The sequence below is a fragment of the Yinghuangia aomiensis genome (assembly GCF_039542225.1).
Taxonomy (GTDB): Bacteria; Actinomycetota; Actinomycetes; order Streptomycetales; family Streptomycetaceae; genus Yinghuangia; species Yinghuangia aomiensis.
In genome coordinates, this window is the sequence record NZ_BAABHS010000035.1 from 1 (window position 1) to 26,184 (window position 26,184).

The window sequence follows — 26,184 nt, forward strand, 5'->3', positions numbered from 1 at the left end:
CCGATGATCCACACGTGCTCCGAAGCCATGCGGAGATTCCTTTCTGCGGGGTGGCGGAGGCTCAGGAGCGCGGGGCGAAGGCGTAGGCGACGGCTTCGACGCCGTTGTCGTCGGTGCCCGCGACGTATGTCGTCAGCCGCACCGGCATGCCCAGCGTGATCTGCTCCGGGTCCGGGTCGACGCCCACGATGTTGCTCTGCACGGTCTCGCCTTCGTCCAGCCGCACGATCGCGGAGACGAAGGGGACCGGGATGCCCGGCGCCGCGCGGTGCACGATCGTGAACGCGACGACCGCGCCGTCGGTGCCCAGCTCGCGCGCGGTGAAGTCGGTCCCGCCGCAGGACGCGCAGGCGTTGCGGCGGGCGAGGTAGTCGGCGCCGCAGGCCGCGCAGACCACGGCCTTCAACCGGGGCTCGGGCTCCAGCAGCAAGTGGTCGACGACGGGAATGCGCGTGGCCATGCGGCTCCTTCCGTAGCGGGGACCGTCCACGGCGGCGGGCGGCCGGTCGCGGGCGGGACACCGGCGGTCCGCGAGGCCCGCACCGGGCCGCGTCCCGCCGGGGCGGAGCCTAGGCGCAGTTGCTTGACTCTGCAATGCAAATGGCCGGGGTCTCGGCGGAACGGCGTTTGCGCAGGTCGCGGGGTGGTCTGCGGGGATCAGCCGTCCGTCGTCCCGGCCAGCGCCCGGAACGCGGGGCGCAGGGCCGCCGCGATGCGGTCAGGAGAGGCGTCGCGCAGCGTGTCGACCTCGAGCAGCTGGTGGCCGACCGTGACGCCGATCATCGCCATGATCATCACCGCGGCGCGGAGCTCGGCGTCCGGCCCGGGGCCGAGGGCCGCGGCGATGCCGGCGATCTGCTTGGCGATGGTGCCGCGGGCGTGGTCGGCGGCGGCCGGGTCGGTCAGCATCGAGCGCAGCAGCGCGACGGCGCCGTCCGGGAGGCCGCCGAGTTTGAGGCCCATGGTGGTGAGGAGCTGCTCGACCACGGCGTCCGGGCCGGCGGCCTCGGACCCGTCGGCGCCCGCGGGGATCGGCGCGGCTTGGACGGCGCGCGTGAACAGGTCGCGCTTCGATCCGAAGTACTGCATGACGAGTGCCGGATCGACCTCGGCCGCGGCGGCGACGGCGCGCACGGTCGTCCGGTCGAAGCCGCGTTCCGCGAACAGCGTGCGGGCGCTCGCGAGGATGCGCGCCTCGGTCGCGCGGCGGCGCTCGGCGCGGGTGGTCGGGGTATCGCTCACCGGTTCACTCTACAGCTGTTGACCGAACCGGCGGGACGGTCGTACGGTGGCGGCATCGATTCGCTCAACACTTGTTGAGTGAATGCCGTGCGAATCGAGGAGTCGTTCCATGCCCACCGCCACCCGAACCGCCCGCGAGACGCTCGCCGCCTTCCACGACGCGATGCGCACGAAAGACGCCGACGCGCTGGCCGACCTCTATGCGCCCGACGGCGTCCACGAATTCCCGTTCCCGTTCCCGGGCTTCCCGGAGCGATATGTGGGGCGCGAGGAAGTGCGTGCCGGATACGGCGCGAGTTGGGGGGCGACGCCCCTGCGAGTGAGGGAGGTTCGGGCGACCGCCGTGCACCAGTCGGAGGAGCCCGGTGTCGTCGTCGGCGAGCACGTCGTGGTCGTGGAGCACTCCGCCGGCGGCACGTTCTCCGTGCCGGGGCTGGTGGTTCTGCATGTGCGCGAGGGGTTCATCACGCTGGCCCGCGACTACATGGACGGGCTGAGCGTCACCCGGGCGCGCGGGGCGGGAGAGGGCTGAATTGGTGAAGGGGTGAAGGGGTGAAGGGAACGCGGCCCGGCCCCGGCCCTGTCCGGCCGCGGCCGAGCCGCCCTGAGGCCCGGGCCGTGCTTCAGCCCCGGTAGTTCCGCCACGCCGCGATCTCCGGCTCGGGCGGCCGCCGGTTCGGCAGCGGCGGTTCGTCCGACGGCCGCAGCCCGGTCGTGTTGGCCACCGCCCACGTCGGCGGCTGCCGGTGCACCGCGCGCGGCGGGGGAGCGGCGGGAGCGGGGGCCGAGCGGCGGACGGTGACCGAGTCCGGTCCGGCGGCCGCGGCGGCTGCCGCGTCGGCCGGCAAGTCGATCCGGTAGCGGCAGCTCTGCCGCCGCCACCCGTCGGCGACCCGCAGCACGCCGCCGTGCCGCTCGACGATCCCGTGCGCCATCCGCACCCGCGCGTCGTCGCTCGGCCCCGGCGAGCGGATGTCGATGCGGACATGCGCGCCGTCCCGCGTCGGCACGGCGGTCACCGTCGACGGCGCCCGGTCCGCGGCACCCCACGGCGCCGGATCGTCCGCCGGGACCGCGGGTTCCCCCGCGATCAAGTGCGCCAACGCCGACACCAGTTGCGGGACGTCGGCAGGCAGCTCGATGCGCGCGACCGGCAGCGTGTACTCCGCCTGCCGGGCGCCGAGCAGTTCCGTCGCCGTGCCGACGGCCTGCTCGAGGACGTCCGCCAGCGTCACCGACATCCACCCGGGAACCCGGTCGCCGTCCGCGGACACCCGCGCAGCCGACGACTGTTCGCGGAAGGTGACCACCGCGCCCCGGACGTGCTCCCCGTCGAGCTGCGGCAGCGTGGTCATCCGCACCGGCACCGCCCGGCCCGCCTTCGACCACAGCACCGCGCTCGTCTCGTGGTGGCGCCGGCCCGAACGCAGCGTGTCGGCGACCGGCGTGTCCCGCGGCGGCAGCGCGGAGCCGTCCTCGCGCGCGTGCATGGCGAGCGCCACCAGGTCGCGGCCGCGCAATTCGCCCGCCCGATAGCCGAGCAGCCGGATCGCGGCGGGGTTGGCCATGACGATCCGGCCGAACGCGTCCACGCCGACCACGCCTTCCGACGCGGCGCGCAGGATCAGCTCGGTCTGCCCGCGCTGGTAACGGAGTTCGGCCTCCAGGCGAAGCCGCTCGCCGATGTCCCGGACGGTCACCAGGAACGCCGTCCCGGGCCACGCCGCTCCGCGGCCGAACACGCCCGCGTCGCGGTACGGCACGCCCCGCACGATGATCTCCGCCGGGAACTCCGTCCCGTCCGTGCGCCGCGCGGTCGTCCGCTCCGGGACGTCGTCCGCCGGATCGCCTGCCGTGTCCGGATCCGGCGGAAACCGGTCCGGATCCCAGAGCGGCAGCAAATCGAGAACGCACAGGCCGATCAGGCCCGGACCCGATCCCGCGAAGACGTGGGACGCCGCGGTATTCGCGTCCACGATGGTGCCGATGCCGTTGACCAGCAATACCGGAAACGGCAACGCATCGGCCCGCACGCCGTCCGGTGTGCCGGGACCAGGCCCACCGCGGGTGTTCTGCGCACGCGGCGCCGGCCACGGGACGGCCCGCAAGGCCACCGCGGACCGCACTTCTTCCACTCCGAGATTCCGCTGATTCAACCCGGCCGCCAAATGTTCGAGTCGCTGGTGGAACTGCCCGGGGAGAAAAGGACTTTGCCGGAGCGGGCGGTCCCCGGCGCTCCCGATGCTAAGGCGGCCCGAGCGGCCCGGGCCCGGCGATAAGCCACTGTTAAGGCAGCCGATCGCCACCCTTAATCAGCGCAGGAACCGGCGTAAATGCGGGAAGAGTTCCGCAGCCGCCGCCCGGGTCACAACGCCAGCCGGTACACCACGAAACCGTGGTGCTCCGCCACCGCGTCGTACAACCGCCGCGCTGCCGTGTTGTCTTCATGGGTCTGCCAATACACCCGGTCGCACCCGCGTGCGCGCGCCCAGTCGGCCACCGCCGCGATGAGCGCGCGCCCGACCCCCGCGCCCCGGGCCTCCGGCGCGGTGAACAGGTCTTGCAGGTAGCACAAGTCGGCCGTGGTCGTGCTCGGGTGCGTGAGGAAGTGGACGATGCCCACCAACACCCCGTCGACGCGCGCCCCCAGCGCGTGGATATCCGCGTCCGCCGCGAATCGGCCCCATGCGGTGTCGAAGAACCCGGCGCTCATCGTGCGCCCGTAGAAGGTGTTGTAGCCGTCGAAGAGCCGCTGCCATACGGCGCGGTCCTCGGGGGTGAGCATGCCGACGGTGACCATGCGGCGATTCTCCGCCGCGCCCGGAAACCGGCGCCATCCCGCGTATCGCCGGATTGCCAAGCAAAGGTAAAGTCCGCGTCATGGATCTTCTCCCGGGCGCGAATGCGGCGCTTCCCGCCGCATCCCTCGCCATCGACGTGACGTGGCGCGACGGAACCGGCGTGGACGTTTCCGCGCTGCTGCTCGGAGCGGACGGCAAAGTCCGCGGCGACGCCGACATGGTGTTCTTCAACAACCCGGAATCCGCCTGCGGCGCGGTGCGGTTCACCGGCCGGCCCGGCGCCGCCCGCATCGACATCGACCCCAAGGCGCTGCCCGCGGACGTGGAACGCGTCGCGCTGGTCGCCGCGGTCGATGTCGACGCCGTTCCCGGCACGACGTTCGCCCAGGTCGCCGGCCTCCACGCGGCCGCGGCCGCCGGAGTGGAGACGTTCGCGTTCGCCGTCCCGGACCTCGACCGCGGCGAGACCGCCGCCGTGCTCGCCGAGGTGTACCGGCGCGGCGCGGACTGGAAGATCCGTGCGGTCGGCCAGGGATACGCCTCCGGACTCGCGGGCGTCGCCACCGATTTCGGCGTCGACGTCGGCGAGGAGCCCGCCGCGGAGACACCCGCGCCCGCGGCAGCGGCACCCGTTGCCGAACCGGCTCCCACCCCGCCCGTCTCCCTCGGCAAAATCGACCTGGCCAAGGGCGCGAAGGCCACCATCTCCTTCGACAAGCGCGACGATTCCGCCACCGTCGTCGCGACCCTGGAATGGGACGGCGGCAGCGAAAGCCGCCGTGAGCAGGGCGCCGACCTCGACCTGTACGCGCTGTTCGTCCCCGCGGCCGCCGTCGTCGACGTGTCCGACGCCACCATCGGCGTCCGGCTCGGCGGCAAGCACGGCGGCAAACTGCCGCGCCCGCTCAAGAAACTGGCCGGCGAAGCCCGCGACAAGCCCAAGCGGGGCGCGGTCTATTGGAACCACCTCGGGTACCTGACGCGCGACCCTCACATCGCGCTCGACAAGGACGCCAAGAAGCCGGGCATCGAGACGGTCCGCATCACCCGGCCGCAGGACCAGGGCTTCGTGCTCATCTGCGCCTACAGCGCGGTCGGCAACGGCATCGGCAGCTTCAAGAGCTACGGCGCGAAAGCGGTCGTCACCGACGGCCGCGGCAGCACCGTCACCGCCCCGCTGTACGACGACAACGACACGTCGTACTGGGTGGCCATCGCCCTGGTCGACTTCACGGCCGACCAAGGCGTGGCCATCCACCACGTCGAGGCCTACAGCGACCGAAGCTCCGAGCAGCGCCCCGTGCTCTTCCCGGACGGCAGCTTCGCGATGGACCAAGGCCCCATCGAGTTCAAGTAGCCGATCAGCCGCCGAGCGCCGCCACGGCCAGCGCGGTGCCTTCGATCCGCGCGCGGATCTTGGCGAACGCGGTGTCCCGGGACTTCGACCGGTCGTCCGCGTACGGCGCGAAGCCCGCGTCGTCGCAGGTGCCGAGCCGGTCGAGGGGGATGTGCCGGGCGGCGTTCAGCACCCGGTCGCGGACCTCCTCGGGGCTCTCGACCCGCGGGTCGATCGGATCGACGACACCGACGAAGATGCGGCCTTCCGAACGCATCTGCTCGGCGACGATCCGCAGCACCCGGTCCGGGTCGGACTCGCTCGCCATCTGGAGGTAGAAGTTGCCGGCTTCGAGACGGAAGAGCGAGGGGAGCACCTCGGCGTAGTCCACGTCGAGGCTGTGCGTCGCATCCTGGTCGGCCCCCGGGTCGCAGTGGATGCCGATCCGGGCGCGGTCGGCGTCGTCGAACCGGGACAGGAGCCGGTTGTTCAGATCGACGAAGTCCCGGAGCAGGCCGCCGCTCGGGTCGAGCTTGACGGAGAGCCGCGCTTCCGGGAAGTCGATCTGCACGACGTGCGCACCCGCCGCCAGGCAGGCGCGGATGTCGGCCTCCGTCTCGTTGAGCACATCGTCGACGAAGTCCTCGCGCGGGTAGCCCGACAGCCCGTCCGGCGGGTAGAGCAGGCTCAGCGTCGAAGGCGCCACCACGGCCTGCTTCACCGGGACCGTCGCGTGCTTCTGCGCGGCACGCAGGTAGTCGGCCGCGTGGTTCCGGATCCGGAACGGCCCCGCGGTGAGCCGGGGGAGCTGCCGCTGGTGGCCGTCCGCGTACGGGATCACGACCCCGTCCCCGACGGCGACGTTGTCGGCGCCCGTGACCGGGTACGTCCACGCGTCCGCTTTGGTCTGTTCCCCATCGCTGACGACCCGCGAGCCGAGCTTCTCCAGCATCTGGACGGTGTCGCGCACGGCCTGCACGACCACTGCGGCACCCTCCGAACCGTCCCACATGGAGACGAGTTCGGTGGTACGCGGAAGGCTGCCGACGAGTTCGGAAGGAATAGTCACGGCGGCAGGCTAGAAGTACTCGCACCCCGCCTCGGCCCCTCACACGCCCACCCGGACCATGATCGCTCGTTCGGGGGACGACCCGTTGGTTCGGGACGCGTACGAGACGCGCCCGAGCCGGCCGAGGAGGGGAGTTTTCTCCACCGCCCCGGACCCGCGGCACCCGACAGAATGACAGCGCGGCCGCCCCCCCGGCCGCCCCCACCGGGACACACACGCAGGGAGAACGCAGCCATGGACGCCGCCACCGGCGCGATACCGCTCGACGACGAGCCTTCGGGAAGCCGGGTCACCGGCTTCTCCGCCGCCGCCGGATGGACGGCGCTGCGCCGCTCGCTGACGTTGTGCCACATGTCCTGGGCCGTGCTCTGGCGTTCGTTCGTGCTCAGCTGCGCGCTCGCCATGGTGTGGCCGAACCTCGGCCTGATGCAGCGGGCGATGGAGGGCATCCGCAGGCTCGGCGACCGGTACCGGGACGTGGCGTTGCGCTGGTCCGGCGTCCGCATTCCGCCCCCGCCCGCCGAATTGCCGCCCGTTCCCGCGGGCGCGTCCGGGACGATCGCCCGCTACCGCTGGCTCGCGGGCAATCCGCAGACGCGCCGCGAAGGCATCTGGGTGTTCGCCGAACCCGTCGTCGGAGCGTTCCTCGCGTTCCTGCCGATCGCGCTGGTGATCGCCGGGGTATGGGGCATGTTCCTCGGCTTCTTCGGCCCCCGGCTGGCGCGTGAATGGGACGGCCTCTGGTTCGAGTTCGTCCCGATCGACGGCACGTTCACCGCCGTGCTCGCGGGGCTGCTCGGCGCCGCGCACCTGCCGCTCGCGCTCTGGGCGGCACCCCGCACGGTGCGCAGGCACGCCGAGTTCACCCGGTCGATGCTCGCCCCGAGCGAAAGCGAGGTCATGGCGAGCCGCATCCGCCACCTCGCCGCCACCCGCTCGGAAGCCGTCGACACGCAGATGGCGGAGATCCAGCGCATCGAACGCGACCTGCATGACGGTGCCCAAGCCCGCCTCGTCGCCATGGGCATGACCCTCGACGCCGCCGAACACCTCCTCGACACCAACCCGGAAGCCGTGCGCACCCTGCTCGTCGAAGCCCGCGAGTCGTCGTCCAAGGCCCTCGAAGAACTGCGCAACCTGGTCCGCGGCATCCACCCGCCGGTGCTCGCCGACCGCGGACTCGCCGACGCGGTACGCGCGCTCGCCCTGGTCAGCCCCATCCCGACCGACGTCGAGATCGACCTGCCCGGCCGCCCGCACATGCCCGTCGAGTCCGCCGCCTACTTCGCGGTCAACGAACTCCTGGCCAACATCGCCAAGCACGCCGCCGCCGACCACGTCCGGATCACCCTCGGCTACGATCACGGCGTCCTGCGGATCGTCGTCTCCGACGACGGGCGCGGCGGTGCGGACGCCGCCCGCGGCACCGGCCTCCGCGGCATCCAGCGGCGCCTCGCCACCTTCGACGGCGTCCTCGCCGTGGACAGCCCGGCCGGCGGCCCGACGACGGCGACCATGGAGATCCCGTGCGCATTGTCCTCGCCGAAGACCACTTCCTCCTGAGGGACGGGCTCATCCGGCTCCTGGAGGCCTACGGCCACGAGATCGCCGCCGCTGTCGACAACGGCCCCGATCTGCTCGCCGCGCTCACCGCGGAACGCCCGGACGTGGCCGTCGTCGATGTGCGCCTTCCACCGGACTTCACCGACGAAGGCCTCCGCGCCGTCGTCGAAGCCCGCCGCACCGTCCCCGACCTGCCGGTATTGCTGCTGTCCCAGTACGTCGAACCGCTGTACGCCCGCGAACTCCTCGCCGCGGGCGGCCGCGGCGTCGGCTACATGCTCAAGGACCGCGTCACCAACGGCCGCCAGTTCCTCGACGCCATCGGCCGCGTCGCCGCCGGCGGCACCGCACTCGACCCCGACGTCGTCGCCCAACTCCTGGTCCGCAAAGAACGCGACACCGCGGTCGCCGGGCTGTCCGCCCGCGAACGCGAAGTCCTCGCCTGGATCGCGCAAGGCCGCTCGAACGCGGGCATCGCCCAAGGCCTGTTCATCACCGAGAAGGCCGTCGCCAAGCACATCGGCAACATCTTCACGAAACTGGGCCTGCACGCCACCGACACGGACAACCGCCGCGTCCTCGCGGTGCTCGCCTACCTCGATCAGTGATCTCCGGCAGCGCCGACCACGAGGGCCATCAGGCGAGCCGCACGATCCGCACGACGATTCCCCGGCGCCGGGGGGCCGCCTCAGTGGACGCGGTCGGCCGCGGTGCGGCCCAGCGCGGTGGCGATGCGCAGTGCGTCGGCGTCCTTCAGCCGCAGGAACACCGAGAACGCCAACGACACGGTCCGGCCGCCGTTTTCGAACACCAGCTGCCGGCTGCCCGGGGACCAGCGCGCCTGCTCGCCGACCCCGGAGACCGGCACGGCGTCCGCGGGAGTGCCGCCCGCCGCGGCCTGTGCCGAGGGCGCGACGCGCACGACGACGGCACCGAACTGCGGCGGAACGTCCGCGATTTGGTAGCGGCATTCCTTGGCGCTGTCGGTGCCCAGATGACTGTCGGCGACTTCGGCGCGTTCGACGGCCTTGCCCAGCGCGGCGGACACCTCGGCGGGAGTCAGATAGCCGCAGAGGTCGTCGGCCGCCGCAGGGCCGCTCGGCGGTGCCGCACTGCTCGAACCCGGCGCGCTCGGCGGCGCCGCCGGGGCGGACGGTGCGCCGTTCCGGGTCGACCGCGCCGACTCGGCGTCCTCCTTCGAGCAGCCGGCCAAGCCGGCCGCCGTTACCGCCACCAGCACCGCGGCGGTTGCGCCCACCGCTGTTCGCCCACCGGACACGCTGATCAGCCCCCGTACCGATTCCGCGTTGTTGCGTCGTCCCGCAACCACCAGGGCCATGATGGCACCGGAGGGGAGGAATGCGACCTGTGTTGCCGAAGTGGCCGTGCGGACAGGGGAATTCCGCGCGGCCACCGGTTCGGAGGGTCGGTCAGGAGCCGTCGCGCTCCGGGGCGACGTTGGCGATCATTCGCTGCATGACGCGCACGGCGGTGGCGTAGTCGGCGTCGCCGATGCCTTCGTGGATGTGCGCGCGCACCGACGGGGCGATCTCCTTGACACGCAGGCGCGCGGCCTCGCCTTCCGCGGCGAGCCGCAGACGGCCGTCGGGCTCCCGGGTGAGCCACCCGCGTTCCACCAGCACATCGGATTCCGCGACGAGGTCGTCGGTCGGGAGCAGGTAGTCGCGCATGGCGTCCTGCAGCTCGGCGACCGAGCGCGGCGCGCCGTCGGGTGACAGGTCGTCCGTCGAGAGATTGCGCAGCAGCCAGAACTGCGGCTGCGTGAGGCCGATTTCGCCCTGGCGTCGGCGGATGTACGCGATCACGTCGCGGTGCGCGAGGCCCGTCCAGTAGCCGACCGGCTGTCCGGCAAGCTCGGCGTCGGTGGCGGTGTCGATCGCGGCGGCGGTGGAGGCGGTTTCGTTGCTCATGGCACTGTCTCCTGTCGGCTTGCCGCCTGCCCCGTGTCCCGGTGCCGGCGGTGCCCCGGGGGAACGGGGTTGATGACAGTAACCGGCAGGGCGCGGGGATCGATCCCGGACGGGGCGGTGATCACCGCCACAGGATCGTGTGCCGTGTCCCGGATTGACCCGCGGGCGGGTTTCGCTGCTGCGCCCGCCTGTTCACCCCCGCCGGATCAGCCCCCGCGAGCGGGCCGCGGCCACCGCCGACGTGCGCGAGTCGACGCCGAGCTTGGCGTAGATGTGCACCAGGTGGGACTTCACCGTCGCCTGGCTGAGGAACAGTTTCCTGCTGATCTGCTGGTTGCTCAGACCGTCGGCGACCAGCCCGAGCACCTCCGCCTCGCGGGTGGTGAGCGACGGCAGCGGGTCGCGCATGCGGCTCATCAACCGGCCTGCGACGGACGGCGCGAGCACCGACTTTCCGGCGGCCGCGTTCCGTACCGCGGCGGTCAGTTCCTCCGGCGGCGTGTCCTTCAGCAAGTACCCGGCGGCGCCGGCTGCGACCGCCTCCAGGATGTCGGCTTCGGTGTCGTACGTCGTCAGGATCAGCACTCGCGGCGCACCCGGCCGCGCGCAGATCTCCGCGGTCGCATCGATGCCGCTCATGCCGGCCCCGAACTGAAGGTCCATCAGCACGACGTCCGGCGCGAGTTCCCCGGCCAGCCGGACCGCGTCCTCGGCGGTCGTCGCCTCGCCGACGACGTCGACACCGGGATCGGTGGCCAGCAGGGCGCGCAGCCCGGCGCGGACCACCGGGTGATCGTCGGCCAGCAGCAGGCGAAGGGGCGCGGTCACGGGGTCTGCTCCGGGATCGGGGCGGGGGCCGGGGTCTCGTGGTCGTGGGGGCCGGTGTCCGCGCGGGCGGCCGCGAGCGGGAACGCCGCGGCGATCGCGGTCCCTTGGCCGGGTGCGGACTCCACCTCGACGCGGCCGCCCAGCTCCTCGGCACGGGCACGCATCGTGATCAGCCCGTATCCGGAGCCGTCCGCGGGGCGCGCGCCGAGCGCCGCGGGGGCGAAGCCGACACCGTCGTCGACGATGTCCAAGGTCACCGAGGCGTCCATGTAGCTGAGCGTCACCTCGGCCCGCTCGGCCTTCGCGTGCGCGGCGGTGTTCGCCAGCGCCGACTGGGCGATCCGCAGCAGTGCCGCCTGATAGGCCGTCTCCAACGGGAAAACGTCACCCGTTCGGTGGAAGCGCACCGCCACCCCGGATTCCTCCGCGCTCCGTGCGCACAACCGCGCCAACGCGGACTCCAACGAGGCCCCGTCCAACGACGGCGGCGCCAGCGCGCGGACGAAGCGGCGCGCCTCCGCGAGGTTGTCGGTCGCGGTGACGCGGGCCTGCCGGACGTGCGGCACGGCGGCCTCCGGGTCGCCGGGGAGTACGCGCTCCGCGGCGCGCAGCAGGAGCTGGATGCTGGAGAGGCCCTGCGCGAGAGTGTCGTGGATTTCGCGTGCGAGCCGCTCGCGCTCCGCGAGGACCCCGGCCCTGCGTTCGCTCGCCACCAGCTCGGCCCGGGTGTCGACCAGCTCGGCGATGAGCCGGCGGCGCGCCTCGCTCTCCCGGTGCAGCGCCTGATAGCCGAGCACCATGCCGACGGTCACCGCGGCGCCGAGCGTCGGCCCGAGGACGGTGCCGAGGCTCAGCGCACCGCGGTGCGCGGAGTAGCCGGCAACGGCCGCGGCGGTGGTCGCGGCGACCGTGGCGATCCCGGCCACGCGCGGCAGCGTGTGCAGCTCCACGACGAACAGGGGGAACGCCAGCCACGTCGCCTCCGGCGACAGCCCGAGCAAGGCCAGCCACGAGGCCGCCAGGACCAGCAGCCACCACCGGTCGGCGTGCCGGGGCCGCGCCAGCCGGGCCACCCGCGGCCCCACCGCGTACGCCCCGGCGAACACCCCCGCCGCCACCGCCACCGGCACGACGTCCCCACGCGGGACGGCGGCGATCACGGCCACGACGAGCAGAACCGCAACCAGCAGGTGAAGACACGTACGCAGCGCACGCAGAACGGGGGTGAAGGCGGAGACGTCCATTTCCTCCAGGCTACGGGGAGGCGGGCGGCGGGCCATGAATCAAAGGGTTGATTCGAGGGGGCGTGTGGGCCCGCGCGCCGGGCGGATGGCCTCGACGAGCCGTGGCTCCCGACGCCGCCCCGGCCCCCGCGCTTGACGACGGACGTGGTGACGCGGAATCCGCATGCCCGACCGCACCGAGCGACGACGCGCACGCGACCCGCGGACCCGGTCGGGTTCGCGCTCCCGCTCGCGCCCGCCCCCGCGCACCAGAAACCCCAACGCCGCGGCCCGCCCCCGAACGCGTGCGTCCGGGAGCGGGCCGATGTCCGGCGGGCGTCAGGTCCGGCTCACGTCGTCCTGGCCTTCGGGGCTTCGCCCGCCCGGTCGGCGGCGGCCTTGGCGAGCACGGCCGAGGAACCGAGGACCGTGCCCGCGGGGCCCGTGTCCGAGGCCTCCACCAGGACCGTGCGTTCGCCGAGGAACGTGTGGGTGGCGCGGTCGAAGATCCACTGGGTCTCCCGGCCCTGCGCGGAGCGCGCGACCGCGACGCCCTCGCGGCCCGCCGCGTCGGTGGCCGACGGGACCACGGTGACGCCGGGAATCCGGGCCGCCGCCTGGTAGAGCGCGGCGCTGACCTGCGGCGGGGCCCACGAGCGCCCGCCCCCCGCCGCGCCTCGACCTCCGCCTCGGTGAGGTTCCGCAGCCGGTCCCGGGCACGCGACAGACGGGACCGTACGGTGCCCACCGGAATGCCGCGCCTCCGCGGCGGCCGTGTACTCCAGGCCCGCCCAGACGACGAGCATGAACACCTCGCGGTCGCGCCGCCGGAGCCCGGACAGTGCGGCGTGCGCCGCGCGCAGCTGCTCGGTCTCCGCGACGTGGCCGACGACGTCGTCCGCGAAGTCCGGAACGGTCCCGCGCTCCGGCAGGCGAGCCAGGGCGATGTCCCGGCGCCGTCGGGAGCGCGCGTCGTGCCGCATGATGTTCGTCGCGATGCCGAGCAGCCACGGGCGCAGGCTGTCCCCGTCCGGCCGCAGTTCGGCGCGGCCGCGCCACGCCGCCGGGAATGTCGCGGACACGACGTCTTCGCCCTCGGCCCCGTTGCCCGTCACCCGCAGGGCGTAGCGGTAGAGCACCTGGGCGTTCTCGTCGTGGAGCTGCGCCAAGGCCTCGGGTTCTCCGCTGCGGAAACGGTTCCTCATGAGTGATTCCACAGCCGGCACTGCCGCCCCGGTTGTCCGGGTTCCGGTGATCCGCGCCACAGGGGCAGAGGGGCCGGTCCGCGCGCTCCGCCGAACGGGCGCTCCGCAGGCGGTCTTGCCGCGCTCGTGTCAGGTTGGTGTCCGGCGGGGCGCCACCCGCCGACCTTCTCGGAGGAGGTGGAGGCCGTGCACGAGATGCGACTCGACGCCGGCGACGACGCCCGGCCGCGCGCCTGGCACATCACGGAGCCCGGCGAGCACACCGCACTGTGCGGCACTGCGATCGTCCCCGTCGGCGGTCCGCCGCCCGCGGACGGCTGCCTCGGAGACGACCTGCACTGCGGCGACTGCTTCGCCGCCTACCGCGAACTGATCACCGCGGAACCCGCGGGCAGCAACAACTGACGGTCACCCCGCACGGCACCTCAGCGCCCGCCGGAAGCACCTGATCCCGGCGGGCGCCACACGCGTGCCGCGCGCGGGCGCCCGGCCCCTGACGCCCGCACCCGCGCAAAACGAACGCCGGACCTCCGCGGGCCGCCACCCGCGGAGGTCCGGCGCGTCGGCGCGGGCCGTGCCGCCCCTACAGAGGCTTGCGCGCCACGCCGCCGAACTCGATCCACTCGGTGGTCTCCTGGACCGGACCTTCGGTGCCGTCCGGGCGCCACGTGGAGATCTCCACCAGGCCCGGGTCGAGGAGATCCAGGTCGCCGAAGTAGCCGGTGACGTCGGCGGCGGTGCGGACGCGGCCCCAGTTGCCCTGGGTCGCGGTCAGCATGAAGTCGGAGAGCCGCAGCCGGACCGCGTCGTCCTCGGCGACCAGATGCGAGATCACCACGAAGCTGCCGGGCGCGAGCCGGTCCATGACGCGGCGGACCAGGCCCGCCGGGTCGTCGGTGTCCGGGATGCAGTGCAGGACGGACACGAACAGGGCGGCGACCGGCTTGTCGAAGTCGATCAGCTTCACCACGTCGGCGTCGGCCATGACCGCGTCCGTGTCGCGCATGTCCGCGGTGATGACCGTGGTGGCGGCGTTGTCGGCGAGCAGCGCACGGCCGTGCGCGAGCACGATCGGGTCGTTGTCGATGTAGACGACGCGCGCGTCCGGGTTCACCGACTGCGCGATCTGGTGCACGTTGTCCTGCGTCGGCAGGCCGGATCCGTGGTCCATGAACTGCGTGATGCCGTACTGCTCGGCGAGCACCCGCACCGCGCGCTGCATGTAGCGGCGGTTGTTGATGGCCAGCGCCTTGGTGCCGGGCGCGGCGAGGGCGAGCTGGTCGGAGGCCTCGCGGTCGACCTTGAAGTTGTCTTTGCCGCCGAGGTAGTAGTCGTACATGCGGGCCACGCTCGGCACGGTGACGTCGATGCCCGTCGGTGCCCAGTCGTCGGCCGGATTGTGGTCGTGGGTCTCGGACACCCGTACTCCTGTGGTCACTTGACGGTTCGTCAGTTCGATGTTGCGCTGTACAGCGTAATGCCTTGCCGCTCATATGAAATGACGAAAAGCGTGTCGCGACGACAAGTCGGTTGATACGCGCCGGCCCCGCCGGTGCGAAACCGGCGGGGCTGGCGGCAACACGCGGGCGGCTACACGTCGTACGTGATGATGTTGTCGATGTTGCGCTCGGCCAGCGCGGTGATGGTCACGAACGGGTTCACGCTCGTGTTGCCGGGGATCAGCGAACCGTCCATGACGTACAGGCCGTTGTAGCCCTTCAGGCGCCCGTAGTTGTCGGTCGCCTTGTTGAGGATCGCGCCGCCCAGCGGGTGGTACGTCAGGTGGTCGCCCCAGATCTTGTACGTGCCGAACAGGTCCGTCCGGTAGATCGTGCCCTCGGTCGAGTTGATCCGGTCGAAGATCGACTTCGCCATGTCGATCGCCGGCTGCTTCCACGCCGTCTGCCAGTTCAGGTCGACCTTGCCGGTCGCCGCGTTGTAGCTGAACTGCGCACGGTTCGGGTTCTTGGTGATCGACAGGTAGAACGACGCGTAGGTCTCGATGCCGGTCGGCAGCGGGGCTACCTCGGCGAACGCGCCGCCCGCCGCCCAGTTGTCGATGCCCGCGGTCGGGATCGACGACTGCTTGGCACCGGTCGGGTCCCACATGTGGTTGGCGCGGCCGCACATGACGTTGCCGTTGTCGCCCCAGCCCGTGCCGACCTCGCCGTTCAGGTTCGGCAGCGAACCCGTGTCGCGGAACTTCACCAGCAGCTTGCTGGTGCCGACGCTGCCCGCGGCGAAGAACACCTTGTCGGCGACGACCGTCTTGACGCCGGTGACATTGCCGGAGGTGTCGATCGTCTCCATCGACACCGTGTAGCCGCCGCCGCTCGCCGGGGCGACGTTGGTGACCCGGTGCTGCGGCGAGATGGTGACCCGGCCGGTCGCGAGCGCGGCCGGGAGGTAGGTCTTCGCCAGCGACTTCTTGCCGCCGTTGTTCCCGTACAGGATCTCCGCGGCCAGCGCCGACTTCGGGACGGTGCCGGCCTCTTCGGCCTTCATGTAGTCCCAGTCGTACACGTTCGGGACGAACACGAACGGGAAGCCCGAGCGCTGCGCGTGCTTCCGGCCGACGCGCGCGAACTGGTAGTACTGCGTGCTCTCCCACCAGCGCTGGTCGACGTTGGTCACGCCCAGGCCGGCGTTCGCCCGCGGGTAGTAGGTGTTGTACATCTCGTCCGGGTTGACCGATGGCAGAATCGCCCCGAAGTTCTCGCGCTTCGGCGTGACCGCCATACCGCCGTTGACCAGCGAACCGCCGCCGACGCCGCGGCCCTGGTACACGGTGATCCCGGAGAACTCCTCGGCGTCCAGGATGCCGGTGTACTTCGGCACGTCCTTGTCGATCGGGAAGCCCAGGAAGTTGCTCAGCGGCGCCTTCGTGCGGGTCCGCAGCCAGTACGAACGGTAGTCCGGCGACGTGGTGTTCGCGAAGATCTTGCCGTCCGAGCCGGGCGTGTCCCACGACATGCCCTGCTCGATCACGTGCACGTTCACGCCCGCCTGCGCGAGGCGCAGCGCGGTGACCGAACCGCCGTAGCCGCTGCCGACGATGAGCGCCTGCACGCGCGCACCGTCGCCGATGACGGTGCCGCCGGGCAGCGCGGCGGCCGAGGTCGCGGTCCGGCCGATGAGGGTCGCGGCACCGATCGCCGCGCCCGTGCCGAGCACGAAACGGCGCCGGGAGAAACCGGACTGGGGGGCGGCTTCGGCCGCGACGGGGGTGGTGCCGGACTCGACGTTCTCACTCATGGAGCGTTCTCCTTGGTACGGACGGGAAAGGGGAACACGTGCGGTGGCGCGGGGTCGTGCGGGTACGGCGGCATTACCGGACGGTCGAGTTCCGGTTGGATCGCCGCGGTGTCCGTGATCCGGGCCGGGGTACGGACGTTTCCGCGGTCCGCGCGTTACGGCGTGCGCGGGACCGAAGGCAGGGTGAAATCACGCGGGCGGCACAAAGCCGCGGCGTGCGACGCGGTACCGGGTGGTGCTGCGCCCGGGCGCGCGCTCGGCGTCGGCGCGCCCGGGGCCGGCATGGGGTTGCCCGCGCCGCCGTCCGGGGTGGCGGCGCGGGTCGTCACGGGGTGTGCGGTGGAACGGCCCTGCGGTGAACGGGCTTGCGGTCGTGCGGGCTTGCGGTCGAGCGGGGTGTGCGGCCTATCGGGAAGCCGGGCTCAGTGCGGGGCGATCACGCACACACTGTCCAGCCCCAGCACGTGGTTGAGCCGACCGAACGCCAGCCACGAGCCGATGGCCATGCTCAACTCGACGATCTCCGCCTGGGTGTACTGCGCCTTCATGCGCTCCCAGAACTCGTCGTCCAGGTTGTGGTGGTCCTCGGCGTAGCGCTCGGCGTACTCGGCGGCCAGGCGCGTGCGTTCGTCGAAGGCGTCGGTCGTCCGCCACTCGGCGACCGCGTCGATGAAGGTGCTCTCGACGGTGTCCTCCCCCTCGCGCTCGGTGCGCCAGTCGAGGCAGAACACGCAGCCGTTGATCTGCGCGATCCGCAGCCGCGCCGCCTCGAACTCGCGCAGGCCGAGCTTGCTGTGGTCGTACACCGACATGGAGTACGCCGCCGCGGCGGTGCCGATCTCCGGCACCATTTCGGCCCACACGTAGGGGATGGGCTCCTCGCCCTCGGGGATGTCGATGATCACTGTTGCTTCCTTCCCGCCTTCCCGAGCTTCCCGACTGCCGGGCGCAGCGGGACGTCGAGCGCGTCGTACAGTCCGGGCTCGGCCTCGGCCAGCCAGTCGATCGCGTTGACCAGGCGGCCGACCGCGGTCGCGTTGCCGCCGGCCGCGCGGTTGCCGCCCTCGTCGGTGGCCTCGACGGTCACCTCGATGTGCGGGCGGCCTTCGATGATCACGCGGTGCGCGCCCGCACCGTCCGGCGGCATCGGCCAGTCGGTCGCGCACGTCGGGTGGATCCGGGTGACGTGCTCCACGACGATCCGCGGCTCGCCGCCCACGATGCCCTGCACCTCGAAGCGCACGGCGCCCTGCGTGCCGGCCTCGAAGTCGCCCATGGTGGAGGTCGATACGGTCGACTCCAGCGGCCGCCGTTCGACGGTCTCCCGGATTTCGTCCAGTTCGACACCCAAGGCCCGCGCCATCAGCCGGACTTGCCCGCCCCAGACGAGCGTCGGCATGTCCGGCCACAGCATCGGCGGGCCGTAGTCCATGGGCTGGCCCATGCCGACCAGGTTGCGGACCGAGTCCTCCTGGTCATACGTCGAGTAGTCGAAGATCTCCTGGCAGCGCACCGCGTCCACGACCGACCCGAGCCCGCTCATCAGCAGCGGCAGGATGTCGTTGCCCCAGCCGGGGTCGACGCCGGACACGAACAGCGAACCGCCGCCTTCGGCGATGGCGGCGAGCACCGGGTCGCGGAACTCCTCGGGTGCGTTGCGCGGGTCGTACAGCGGGTACAGCGCGGGGCTCACCACGATCGCGCCCGCGCGGATCGCGCGGCAGATGTCGGCGAGCGCGTCGTCCGGGCGGATGTCGCCGGACGCCGCGTACACGACGGCCTTGGGACCGGCGGCGAGCACGGCGTCGATGTCGTCGGTCGCCGGCACACCCAACGTGCCTTCCATATCCGCGAGTTCGGCCGCGTCCCGGCCGACCTTCGCGGGGTTGCTCACCAGAACGGCGGTGAGTTCGAGCGCCGGGTGGGCATCGACCGCGCGGATCGCCGCGCGGCCCACGTTGCCCGTACCCCAGACCACGGTGGGAATCATGCGGCGGAAGATAGCAACCGGAGTCGGTGATTCCTAGACCGTCTGCGCACCGTCTTTTGCGCGTCCCGACGCCCCTCCGCGGCAATCCCGCAACCGGCTTGATCAAGCCCCTTCGATATCCCGTGCGGCCCTTGTGGAACTGGTCAAGGCGCGGTCAAATGTCTCATCGCCGGGGTGCCCGAGGAATTTACCCGCCAGGTCCTGCGGATCTTCCTCATGCCTGCTAACACCGGTCCGGAGAAAGGGCGTTGCCCCGCAGCAGCCAAGAGATCGACACCACCCACCCGACACGTGTCGAGTGCTGTACGGGCCACGGAATTCCGGGTCGGTAAACCGGTACGGCCACCACGGTCGGCGAATGCCGACGCGATGCGGAATGCCCCGCAGCGTCGGCCGCAGGGCATTCCGCGGAATATGCCGCCGAGGTCGTCAGCGCAGCGGCGGGCTGCCTTCCGGAAGCTCGACCCAACGGCGCGGCGGACCGGCAACGGCGGTGGCGTCGGTGATGCGAAGGCCGGCCATCGCCGCGGCGAAGGCGAGGTACGGTGTCGACCGCATGCCCGGCTCGAGGTCCCAGTCCCAGAACCGGTACAGCCACTGGAGTTCGGGGTTGCCCGAGCCTTCGCGCACGGCCAACCCCAGCTCTCCGCCGCACGTGTCCGCACCGTCGACCGAGAAGTGGCCGAACGTGCCGCCCTTCGGGTTGAAGTACAGGCTGAACGCCTTCCCGCCCGGCGACAAGGCCGTCAACAGCGGGGTGGTGTTCGCTTTGTAGCCGCTCGGCTGGACGACCACGCACCCGCCGTCGACCCCGGTGACGCCGAGGAACCGCAGGGCGGTGTCCCAGTCGTACGGATCGAAGCCCCCGGGCCCCGTCCCGTGCGGTCCCGGCTCGGCAGCCAGGTCGAGCACCGGCGAACTCTCCGGGGTGGAGCCGAGACGCCGAACGGCCTCCTCCTCGTCGACCCCGCCGACGAACGCCACCGACACGCCTTCGGTGTGGATCCCCTTGAACACCGCCGCGTGAGCGTCGGCTTCGGCCTGCTCGGCACGTTCCGTCGCGGTCAACGGCACACAGCCGGGCAGGCCTTCGAACAACGGCGCGAGCTTGGTGCGCAGGGCGAGAGACCCTGCGGACCGCCCGCCGAGCACCGGCGCCCACGGCTTCGCACCGGCCGCCAGCAGCGCCTCGGCGGCTTCCGCGTGCCCACGGCAGACCGCGGCCCACAGCGGGGTCTCGCCCGACAGTTCGTTCACCCGGTCGATGTCCCGGGCGTGCCGTGCCACTTCGGTGACGACACGCCCCGATCCCTGCTCCGCGGCCCACTGCAGTACGGAATCGCCGTTGACCAGAATCGCGTCCGGATCGGCGCCGTGCGCCAATCGGGATTTCACCAAGGCGAGGTTGCCGAAGTTCTGCCGGTGCATCCCCTGCCAATCGTCGCGCTCGAACGCGACCGGGGGCGGAAGGGGAGGCCGGTAAGGCTGCGGTGGAGGAGGCGGCGCCATCAGCCTCCGCGGCGCGGAACTGGTGCGCAGCATGCTGAACCTCTGCGGTGCCGCCCCGGGCTCCGGCGGGTTCGGCGGAGCGATATCCGGCCACACCTCGACGGCCCGCGAGGCGGCCGCCACCACCGCCGAACCGTCCAACTCCGTCCAGGTCTCAGGTACATTCCGATCCGGCCACTCGGTCACCAGTCGCAGTTCGCCTTCGGGCGGCAGGTGGGACAGGTGCAAGTTCATCGTGTACCGGAACACGCCGCCCATCCCGGGTCGAACGCTCAGCGTGGGCCTGGCCGCGGCGGGCGATTGCGGCCACGCCGCGCCGTCCAACGTGGTGATCCGCCGCCCGTCGGCGAACCGGAGCCCGAAACGCAGGCCACCTGCGGTATTGCGGCCATGTGCCGACGCGGAACCGTCACCGCCGGCCGGGATACGCGAGACGAAGACATCGAGCCGTAGCGTCGCCGAATTGCGCCACACCCGCCATCCGTTGACCCGGATCCGCACGTCGGTGCCGCGGCCCGCCTCGGCATGGTGCTCCAGCCACGCGGGGACGAAGTGGTCTTCGGGCGGGAAATCCTCACCCGCCTCCCGCAGCTGATATCGCGTCAAGAACCGATCCTGCGGCTGGGGTTCCGGCTGCGCATCGGGATCCGGGGTGACGAGTCCGTCGAAGAAGCCCATGCCGGGGATGGTGGCAGCCACCACCGACAACCCGTTGGCGGGCGCCCGAGGGGGAGTTGCCGCCGTGGGCGGACCACCGCCCGGCACCGACGCACAGTTCCGGCCGTGGCGGCGGTCGCTGGTAGAACGGGAGCACGGGGGAGACGGTGGTGGACGGTACGGAAGCGGGGACAGCATGGATGACAAGATCGCCTCGGCGGGGCGGGGAGAGGACGGTGCGCACACCGGCGAGGCGGCGGCGCCGCTCGACCTCGATGCGGCCGACGCGCGCGCCGTCGAGGCGGTGATCGCCAAGGCCGCGGGCAAGCGCCTCACCCGGCCGTTGCGCGACGAACTCCGGCGGCTCGGCGCTGTCGTCCGTGCCCGCGGTGAGACGTGCGACGTCGTCGGGGCGGCGACCGAGCGGCCGTGGAGGAGCCCGTCCGGCGCCGTCTACGACCTCGACCTCGACCTGCTCGACGCCGCCCTCGAGGCGGGCGTCCCGATCACCGACCCGGCCGCCGGCACCGTGTTCGCCTTGCGCACCTGGCTCGCCCGCGCCCGCCGCGGACAACTCGCCGCGGTCGCCGCCGACGCACGTTTCCGGCCACTGCTGCGGGACGCCGTGCTGGACTGGCGCGGCGACCTCCTCGCGCTCGGCCGCTCCGGCGCGCTGCTGAGCCACGGGGAGGGCGCGGCCGAAGCCGTGCTCGCCGCGGCGGGCATCGTCGACGTCCTCGGCGAAGCCGTCGCCGCGTGGGCCGAGCAGGTCCGCGGCGGCAGCCTCCCGGCGCTCCACGAAGCCGTCCACTACCTCGACCTGCTCGGCCCCGCCCGGCTCGTCGCCGCGTCCGCCGACCCGGGCCTACGTGACGCCATCGGCGCCATCCTGGCCGCCGACCCGGCCGAGGCGCTCGCCGCGACCTGGCGGACCGGGCTCGTCGACGAACTCGGCGACTCCGGGCTGGACGCGTACGGCCGGTTCAGCCACACCGACGACGTCTTCCGCATCACCCCCGAGGCCGGTGCGGCAGAAGACACCTTCGTGGTCGCCGACGAGAACCGCAGCATCGTCTTCGGCCCCCGCGGCGTCGTCGCCGGCCCGCTCTACGGCCGCTTCCGCCACCAGCCCAACTCCGCCCAGACCACCGACCTGTTCCGGTACGCCGACTGCACGTACACCGCCGAGCCGCTTGCCCCCGGCGACAGCCCCGACACCGCCGTCGCCCTGCCCGGCGCCCCCGCCCCGGTCCGCGCCCACCGCACCGCCGACGGGTACTGGGAACTCCAGGACGCGCACGGCACCGCCACTGCCCGCTGGTACCAGGGCCCGGCCCGCCCCAACGGCGTCGCCGGCACCCACAGCGTCGGACGGCAACGCCACCGCTGGGCATCCGGCAGCGAACTCGTCCCGCCTCCGCAGGTCTGGCACCGCCTGCCCGCCCGCGACACCGCCGGCTCCCGGCTGCTCCGCACCGCCGACCGCGCCTTGGCCGCCCGCGTACTCGACGCCGCCTCCGGCCCCGACGGCGACATCGCCCGCCACGTCACCGAACTCGGCAGGCGCCACCCCGTCGGCGACCACTCCTGGGAAGTCGCCGAAGCTTTCGCCGCCCTCCGCGCGGCCGCGACGCCCGAACTCCCCGGGATCACCGCGGACCGCCTCCTCGACGGCATCGCCGGGACCCTCTGGACGGCTCTCGAAACCCGGGTCCTGGCGGCCCGGCACCTCGACGACGCGAGCGCGCTGCGCATCACCCCGCTGCCTTGTCCGCGCGCGGACGCGGGCGACCTGCGGGCCCGCATCTTCACCGAGATGCAGGACATGTACCGGCGCATCCAGACCGTCGCCGACCTGTGCGTCGACCCGGGCATCCCCGTCCCGCCCCCGCACATCGACCTCGCCAACGCACAGGGCTGGGAGCAGAAACTCGGCCGGCTCGGCGGGCAAGCCCTGCGCGCCGCACTCTCGACGGCCACCACCTCCCGCGGCGGCGACCTCAACAACGACGGCCTCCGCTCGTGCGGTGCCCTGCCGATGAGCGACCCGGCAGGCCGCTGGCGCACGATGACCCTGAGCCTGGACGTGCGGAACAGCCCTCGGGAAGGCACCGTCTGCCGTACCCCGCGCGGCTGCCTGATCGTCCTGCAACGCGCCAACTCCGGACCGGTCACCGCCCTGGAATACGCCGCCGACGGCGTCTTCGGCCCCCCGCCCTTCGGCAGCACCACCGACGCCCGGATCTGCGCCGGCTGGGGCGGCGCCGACCGCATCGCCGCGCTGCTCCGGCTCCTCGACGAACGCGGCGGCGCCCCCTGGCCGGAGAAGTCCGTCGCGGCCTTCGCCCAAGCCACGCACATGTCGGTCGCCCGCGCCGCGATCCTGACCGTCGGCTTCGAACCCCGCAACGCCCCCATGGTGGCGCGCGGGAATCCCGGCATGACCCAGCCGTTCGCCGATGCCGCGGGCCTGAGCGCCCGCGACTTGGCCGACGCCGGCGCCGGGCTCGCCCGCGACGTGCCCATCGAACTCCGCCTCGAACTGCCCGAATTCCTCATGCCCGACGACCCCGAGGACCTGTGGCGCGACCGGTTGGCCGTCACCCGCGCGGCCGCGTGGTGGAACGCCGCCATCCTCGGCTGACCGACAACCCCCGACAAAGCGCGACCGCCGCGCCCCGCCCGAAGGCGGAACGCGGCGGTCGCGTCGTATCCCGTGCCGGTACCCGCGCTACGCCGCGGCGCGCGCCCCCAGCACGCTCCCGAGCAGGTCGTCGAGACCGACCATGCCCAGCAGCTGCCCGTGCTCGTCCTGCACCAAGGCCAGCGAGGCGCGGCGCTCCCGGAGCGCGGCCACGGCCTGCTGGATCGGGGTGTCGACCGGCAGCGACAGCACCGGCGAGGCCAACTCGCCCGCGGTCGGGGCCGGACCCGCGGAGTCGCCCCCGCGTATCGCGAGCACCTCGCGCACATGCAGTACACCGGTCAGTCGGCCGTCCGGCGTGCGGACCAGCAGCCGGTTCCGGCCGTTGCGCCGCGACGCCGCGACGATCTCCTCGGGCCCCGCATCGGACGGCACCTCGTCGATCCGGTCGGCCGGCACGACCAGCCGGGCCAGCGCCTCGGTGTGCGTACGCAGCGTGGCGGCCAGCACGTCGTGCTCGTGCGAGCCGATCAGCCCCAGGCGCCGCGACTCGCCGACCAGGCGGCGCAGCCCCTCGGCGTCCTTCGGTACCGACAGCTCGTCCTTGGGCTTCACCCGGAACAGCCGCAGCACGCCGTTGCTGACCCCGTTCAGGCCGCGCAGCAGCGGCCGCACCGCCTTGGTGAACGCCCGGAACGGAGGCGCCAGCACCAGCGCGGCCCGCTCCGGATCGGCGATCGCCCACGACTTCGGCGCCATCTCGCCGACCACCATGTGCAGCAGCACCACGACGGTCAGGGCGAACGCGAACGACACCGCGTGCGCCGCCGTCGACGGCACGCCCGCGGCCCCGAACAACGGGCTGAGCATCGCCGCGAACGCCGGCTCGGACACCACACCAAGGCCCAGCGAACACATCGTGATGCCGAGCTGCGCGCCCGCCAGCATGAGGGTCAGCTCGCGGACTCCGGCCAGCGCCGACGCCGCGCCGCGCTTGCGGGCCGCGGCGGCCTGTTCCAGCCGGTGCCGGCGCGCGGCCAGCAGCGCGAACTCGGCCGCGACGAAGAACGCGTTCCCGGCGAGCAGCAGGACCGTCGCGATGACGGCCGGGACGACACCGATCGAGCCGCCGCCCGCGGCAAGCGTCATCGACGCCGGCTCGGCGGAAGCGACACCGGTGGAAGCAATACTCGTGGAAGCAATACCAGCGGAGACAAGCCCGGTCATGCGGCCGCCTCCACGGTTCCGGCGCCGACCGACGCGGTGTCCGCGTCGGACTCGGACACGACGGGCACCCGGGTGCGCACGCGCACCAGCTCGGGCACGTGCCGCTCGACGGTGAGCACCTCGATCTCCACCACGGTGGTGACCGGCGCCTCGGGGTCGACGGCCTCGTCGGGATCCGGAATGGTCACCCGGTCGCCGACCTGCGGCAGCCGGCCCAGGCGGGCGATGACCAGGCCGCCGAGCGTGTCGTACGGGCCCTCGGGCAGTTCCGTGCCGATCATCCGCTCGACCTCGTCGACGCGGAGCACCGCGTCGAGACGCCACCAGCCGTCCTCGGGGCACGCGTCCACGACGGGTTCCGTGTCGGTCTCGTCGGCGATCTCACCGACCAGTTCCTCGGCGACGTCTTCGTAGGTGACGATGCCAGCGAGGCCGCCGTGCTCGTCCAGCACGATCGCGAATTCCTCGTCCGCGGCCCGCAGCTGCTCCAGCAGGGACGGCAGGCCCGCGGTGTCGGGCACCAGTAGGGGGGTCCGGGCGAGCGTGCCCACGCGGACCGCGTCGGCCCGCTCGGGCGCGACCTCCAGCAGGTCGGCGACGCCTATCACGCCCACGATGTCGTCGACACGGTCGCCGACCACCGGGTAGTGCGAGTGGCCGCATTCCTGCACCAGCGCGATCAGCTCGGCGGCCGTCGCGTCGGCGCGGACGCGTATGACGTCCGGCCGCGGCACCATCACCTGGTCCACGGTCAGCTCACCGAACGCGATCGCCCGCTGGAGCATGTCGGACAGCTCGTGGTCCAACTCGCCGTCGCGGTCCGCCTCGGCCACGATGTGGCCCAGTTCCTCGGTGGTGGCACCGCCGTGGATCTCCTCGACGGGCTCGATGCCGACCGCGCGCACCAAGCGGTTCGCCAGCGTGTCGAACATCCGGATCACCGGACCCATGACCTTCAGGTAGACCAGCGTCGGCGGGGCCAGCAGCACCGCGACGCGCTCCGGCTCGGCGATGCCCCAGTTCTTGGGGACCAGCTCGCCGACCACCATCTGCACGCCGGTCGCGATGGCGAAGCTCAGCACCAGCGTCAGCGCCTTGTCGGCCGCGCCCGGCAGCCCGAGGGGTTCCAGCACCGGACCGAGCACCGCGCTCAGCGCCGGTTCGGCGATGAAGCCGACCAGCAGCGTGGTGATGGTGATGCCCAGCTGAGCGCCGGAAAGCATGAAGGACAAACGACGGGTCACGGTCAGTGCACGGGACGCGCCGCGGTCGCCCGATTCCGCACGACGGCGCAGCAACGCGCGGTCGGCCGCGACGAACGCGAACTCCTGGGCGACGAAGAAGCCGGTGCCGACCGTGAGGACGACAACGGCGAGTATGCCGAAAGCGGCGGACGCGGCGTTCATCGCACATCCTCCCGAACGCCGCCGCGCGCACCACCGAATGGCATGCTGGTCCGGGAGGGACCGGTACTAGGGGGGTCCGTCTCTGGGGCGGACACGCACACTCCTCGAAAAACTGTGTGGATTCCGGCCGCCTTCGGCCGGAATTGCGTCAAGGTTCGGTCACGAACTTGTGTCTTAGAACGTATCACCGCACGGGCGTGTTCCCGAGGTGCTGTTCCCCACGCCCCAGGTCACCCGCACTTCCTGTGGCGCAGCTCACGTGACGCATCGTCAAAAGCTACTGACGGTTAGTACTTGG

Annotated in this window: 23 protein-coding genes; 6 read left to right on the forward strand and 17 right to left on the reverse strand. The window is 72.4% G+C overall.

What is annotated here, in order from left to right; genetic code table 11:
* Window positions 1-61 precede the first annotated feature (61 nt).
* A complete protein-coding gene (locus ABEA93_RS33760) occupies window positions 62-460 on the reverse strand; it encodes a Zn-ribbon domain-containing OB-fold protein (RefSeq protein WP_345679717.1) in 399 nt (132 codons plus the stop codon).
* Window positions 461-657: 197 nt separating this feature from the next.
* A complete protein-coding gene (locus ABEA93_RS33765) occupies window positions 658-1,242 on the reverse strand; it encodes a TetR/AcrR family transcriptional regulator (RefSeq protein WP_345679718.1) in 585 nt (194 codons plus the stop codon).
* Window positions 1,243-1,351: 109 nt separating this feature from the next.
* On the opposite strand from ABEA93_RS33765, the gene ABEA93_RS33770 reads away from it, so the two are divergent.
* Window positions 1,352-1,774, forward strand: coding sequence for a nuclear transport factor 2 family protein (locus tag ABEA93_RS33770; RefSeq protein WP_345679719.1), 423 nt, complete (start codon window positions 1,352-1,354; stop codon window positions 1,772-1,774).
* Window positions 1,775-1,865: 91 nt separating this feature from the next.
* On the opposite strand, the gene ABEA93_RS33775 is transcribed toward ABEA93_RS33770, so the two are convergent.
* Both ABEA93_RS33775 and ABEA93_RS33780 read right to left on the reverse strand, forming a co-directional pair.
* A complete protein-coding gene (locus ABEA93_RS33775) occupies window positions 1,866-3,275 on the reverse strand; it encodes a PAS domain-containing protein (protein ID WP_345679720.1) in 1,410 nt (469 codons plus the stop codon).
* A gap of 332 nt (window positions 3,276-3,607) precedes the next feature.
* Window positions 3,608-4,042 carry a GNAT family N-acetyltransferase gene (locus ABEA93_RS33780; RefSeq protein WP_345679721.1) on the reverse strand — a complete coding sequence of 145 codons (435 nt, stop codon included), beginning with the start codon at window positions 4,040-4,042 and terminating at the stop codon, window positions 3,608-3,610.
* Between the two features lie 80 nt (window positions 4,043-4,122).
* Between ABEA93_RS33780 and ABEA93_RS33785 the strand changes: the two genes are divergently transcribed.
* The gene (locus ABEA93_RS33785; RefSeq protein ID WP_345679722.1) at window positions 4,123-5,400 is read left to right on the forward strand and encodes a TerD family protein; all 1,278 of its coding nucleotides are present in this window, start codon (window positions 4,123-4,125) and stop codon (window positions 5,398-5,400) included.
* 4 nt (window positions 5,401-5,404) lie between these two features.
* Here the strand turns inward: ABEA93_RS33785 and ABEA93_RS33790 are convergent, their stop codons facing one another.
* Window positions 5,405-6,448 (reverse strand): uroporphyrinogen decarboxylase/cobalamine-independent methonine synthase family protein, encoded by a 1,044-nt coding sequence (locus ABEA93_RS33790; RefSeq protein ID WP_345679723.1) that lies wholly within the window; start codon window positions 6,446-6,448, stop codon window positions 5,405-5,407.
* A 234-nt stretch (window positions 6,449-6,682) separates the two neighbouring features.
* Between ABEA93_RS33790 and ABEA93_RS33795 the strand changes: the two genes are divergently transcribed.
* Together ABEA93_RS33795 and ABEA93_RS33800 are read left to right on the forward strand one after the other, a co-directional pair.
* A complete protein-coding gene (locus tag ABEA93_RS33795; protein ID WP_345679724.1) occupies window positions 6,683-8,011 on the forward strand; it encodes a sensor histidine kinase in 1,329 nt (442 codons plus the stop codon).
* Window positions 7,975-8,619, forward strand: a complete 645-nt coding sequence (locus ABEA93_RS33800; protein WP_345679725.1) for a LuxR C-terminal-related transcriptional regulator — start codon at window positions 7,975-7,977, stop codon at window positions 8,617-8,619. Before ABEA93_RS33795 ends, ABEA93_RS33800 begins: the two co-directional genes overlap by 37 nt.
* An 80-nt stretch (window positions 8,620-8,699) precedes the next feature.
* Here the strand turns inward: ABEA93_RS33800 and ABEA93_RS33805 are convergent, their stop codons facing one another.
* From ABEA93_RS33805 to ABEA93_RS33825, 5 genes are all read right to left on the reverse strand, one after another.
* A complete protein-coding gene (locus ABEA93_RS33805; protein ID WP_345679726.1) occupies window positions 8,700-9,350 on the reverse strand; it encodes a hypothetical protein in 651 nt (216 codons plus the stop codon).
* 91 nt (window positions 9,351-9,441) lie between these two features.
* Window positions 9,442-9,942, reverse strand: coding sequence for a MarR family winged helix-turn-helix transcriptional regulator (locus ABEA93_RS33810; protein WP_345679727.1), 501 nt, complete (start codon window positions 9,940-9,942; stop codon window positions 9,442-9,444).
* Between the two features lie 192 nt (window positions 9,943-10,134).
* Complete coding sequence (locus ABEA93_RS33815) at window positions 10,135-10,770, reverse strand: response regulator (protein ID WP_345679728.1); 636 nt, start codon at window positions 10,768-10,770, stop codon at window positions 10,135-10,137.
* Window positions 10,767-12,014, reverse strand: a complete 1,248-nt coding sequence (locus ABEA93_RS33820; RefSeq protein ID WP_345679729.1) for a sensor histidine kinase — start codon at window positions 12,012-12,014, stop codon at window positions 10,767-10,769. Before ABEA93_RS33820 ends, ABEA93_RS33815 begins: the two co-directional genes overlap by 4 nt.
* 329 nt (window positions 12,015-12,343) lie before the next feature.
* A complete protein-coding gene (locus ABEA93_RS33825; protein ID WP_345679730.1) occupies window positions 12,344-13,198 on the reverse strand; it encodes a sigma-70 family RNA polymerase sigma factor in 855 nt (284 codons plus the stop codon).
* 186 nt (window positions 13,199-13,384) lie between these two features.
* On the opposite strand from ABEA93_RS33825, the gene ABEA93_RS33830 reads away from it, so the two are divergent.
* Window positions 13,385-13,603, forward strand: coding sequence for a hypothetical protein (locus ABEA93_RS33830; RefSeq protein ID WP_345679731.1), 219 nt, complete (start codon window positions 13,385-13,387; stop codon window positions 13,601-13,603).
* A 178-nt stretch (window positions 13,604-13,781) separates the two neighbouring features.
* On the opposite strand, the gene ABEA93_RS33835 is transcribed toward ABEA93_RS33830, so the two are convergent.
* The 5 genes from ABEA93_RS33835 to ABEA93_RS33855 form a co-directional block, all read right to left on the reverse strand.
* The gene (locus ABEA93_RS33835; RefSeq protein ID WP_345679732.1) at window positions 13,782-14,618 is read right to left on the reverse strand and encodes an SAM-dependent methyltransferase; all 837 of its coding nucleotides are present in this window, start codon (window positions 14,616-14,618) and stop codon (window positions 13,782-13,784) included.
* Window positions 14,619-14,788: 170 nt separating this feature from the next.
* On the reverse strand, window positions 14,789-16,453 hold the full coding sequence (locus ABEA93_RS33840) for a GMC oxidoreductase (RefSeq protein ID WP_345679733.1): 1,665 nt from the start codon (window positions 16,451-16,453) through the stop codon (window positions 14,789-14,791).
* A gap of 422 nt (window positions 16,454-16,875) precedes the next feature.
* Window positions 16,876-17,358 carry a carboxymuconolactone decarboxylase family protein gene (locus tag ABEA93_RS33845; protein WP_345679734.1) on the reverse strand — a complete coding sequence of 161 codons (483 nt, stop codon included), beginning with the start codon at window positions 17,356-17,358 and terminating at the stop codon, window positions 16,876-16,878.
* The gene (locus ABEA93_RS33850; protein WP_345679735.1) at window positions 17,355-18,443 is read right to left on the reverse strand and encodes an NAD(P)H-dependent amine dehydrogenase family protein; all 1,089 of its coding nucleotides are present in this window, start codon (window positions 18,441-18,443) and stop codon (window positions 17,355-17,357) included. Before ABEA93_RS33850 ends, ABEA93_RS33845 begins: the two co-directional genes overlap by 4 nt.
* Window positions 18,444-18,872: 429 nt before the next feature.
* Window positions 18,873-20,651, reverse strand: a complete 1,779-nt coding sequence (locus tag ABEA93_RS33855; RefSeq protein WP_345679736.1) for an ankyrin repeat domain-containing protein — start codon at window positions 20,649-20,651, stop codon at window positions 18,873-18,875.
* 154 nt (window positions 20,652-20,805) lie between these two features.
* On the opposite strand from ABEA93_RS33855, the gene ABEA93_RS33860 reads away from it, so the two are divergent.
* Entirely contained in the window at window positions 20,806-23,253 is a 2,448-nt protein-coding gene (locus ABEA93_RS33860; RefSeq protein WP_345679737.1) for a hypothetical protein, read from the forward strand.
* An 87-nt stretch (window positions 23,254-23,340) separates the two neighbouring features.
* On the opposite strand, the gene ABEA93_RS33865 is transcribed toward ABEA93_RS33860, so the two are convergent.
* Together ABEA93_RS33865 and ABEA93_RS33870 are read right to left on the reverse strand one after the other, a co-directional pair.
* Window positions 23,341-24,402, reverse strand: coding sequence for a hemolysin family protein (locus ABEA93_RS33865; RefSeq protein ID WP_345679788.1), 1,062 nt, complete (start codon window positions 24,400-24,402; stop codon window positions 23,341-23,343).
* A 74-nt stretch (window positions 24,403-24,476) separates the two neighbouring features.
* Window positions 24,477-25,886 carry a hemolysin family protein gene (locus ABEA93_RS33870; protein ID WP_345679738.1) on the reverse strand — a complete coding sequence of 470 codons (1,410 nt, stop codon included), beginning with the start codon at window positions 25,884-25,886 and terminating at the stop codon, window positions 24,477-24,479.
* Window positions 25,887-26,184: the final 298 nt, after the last annotated feature.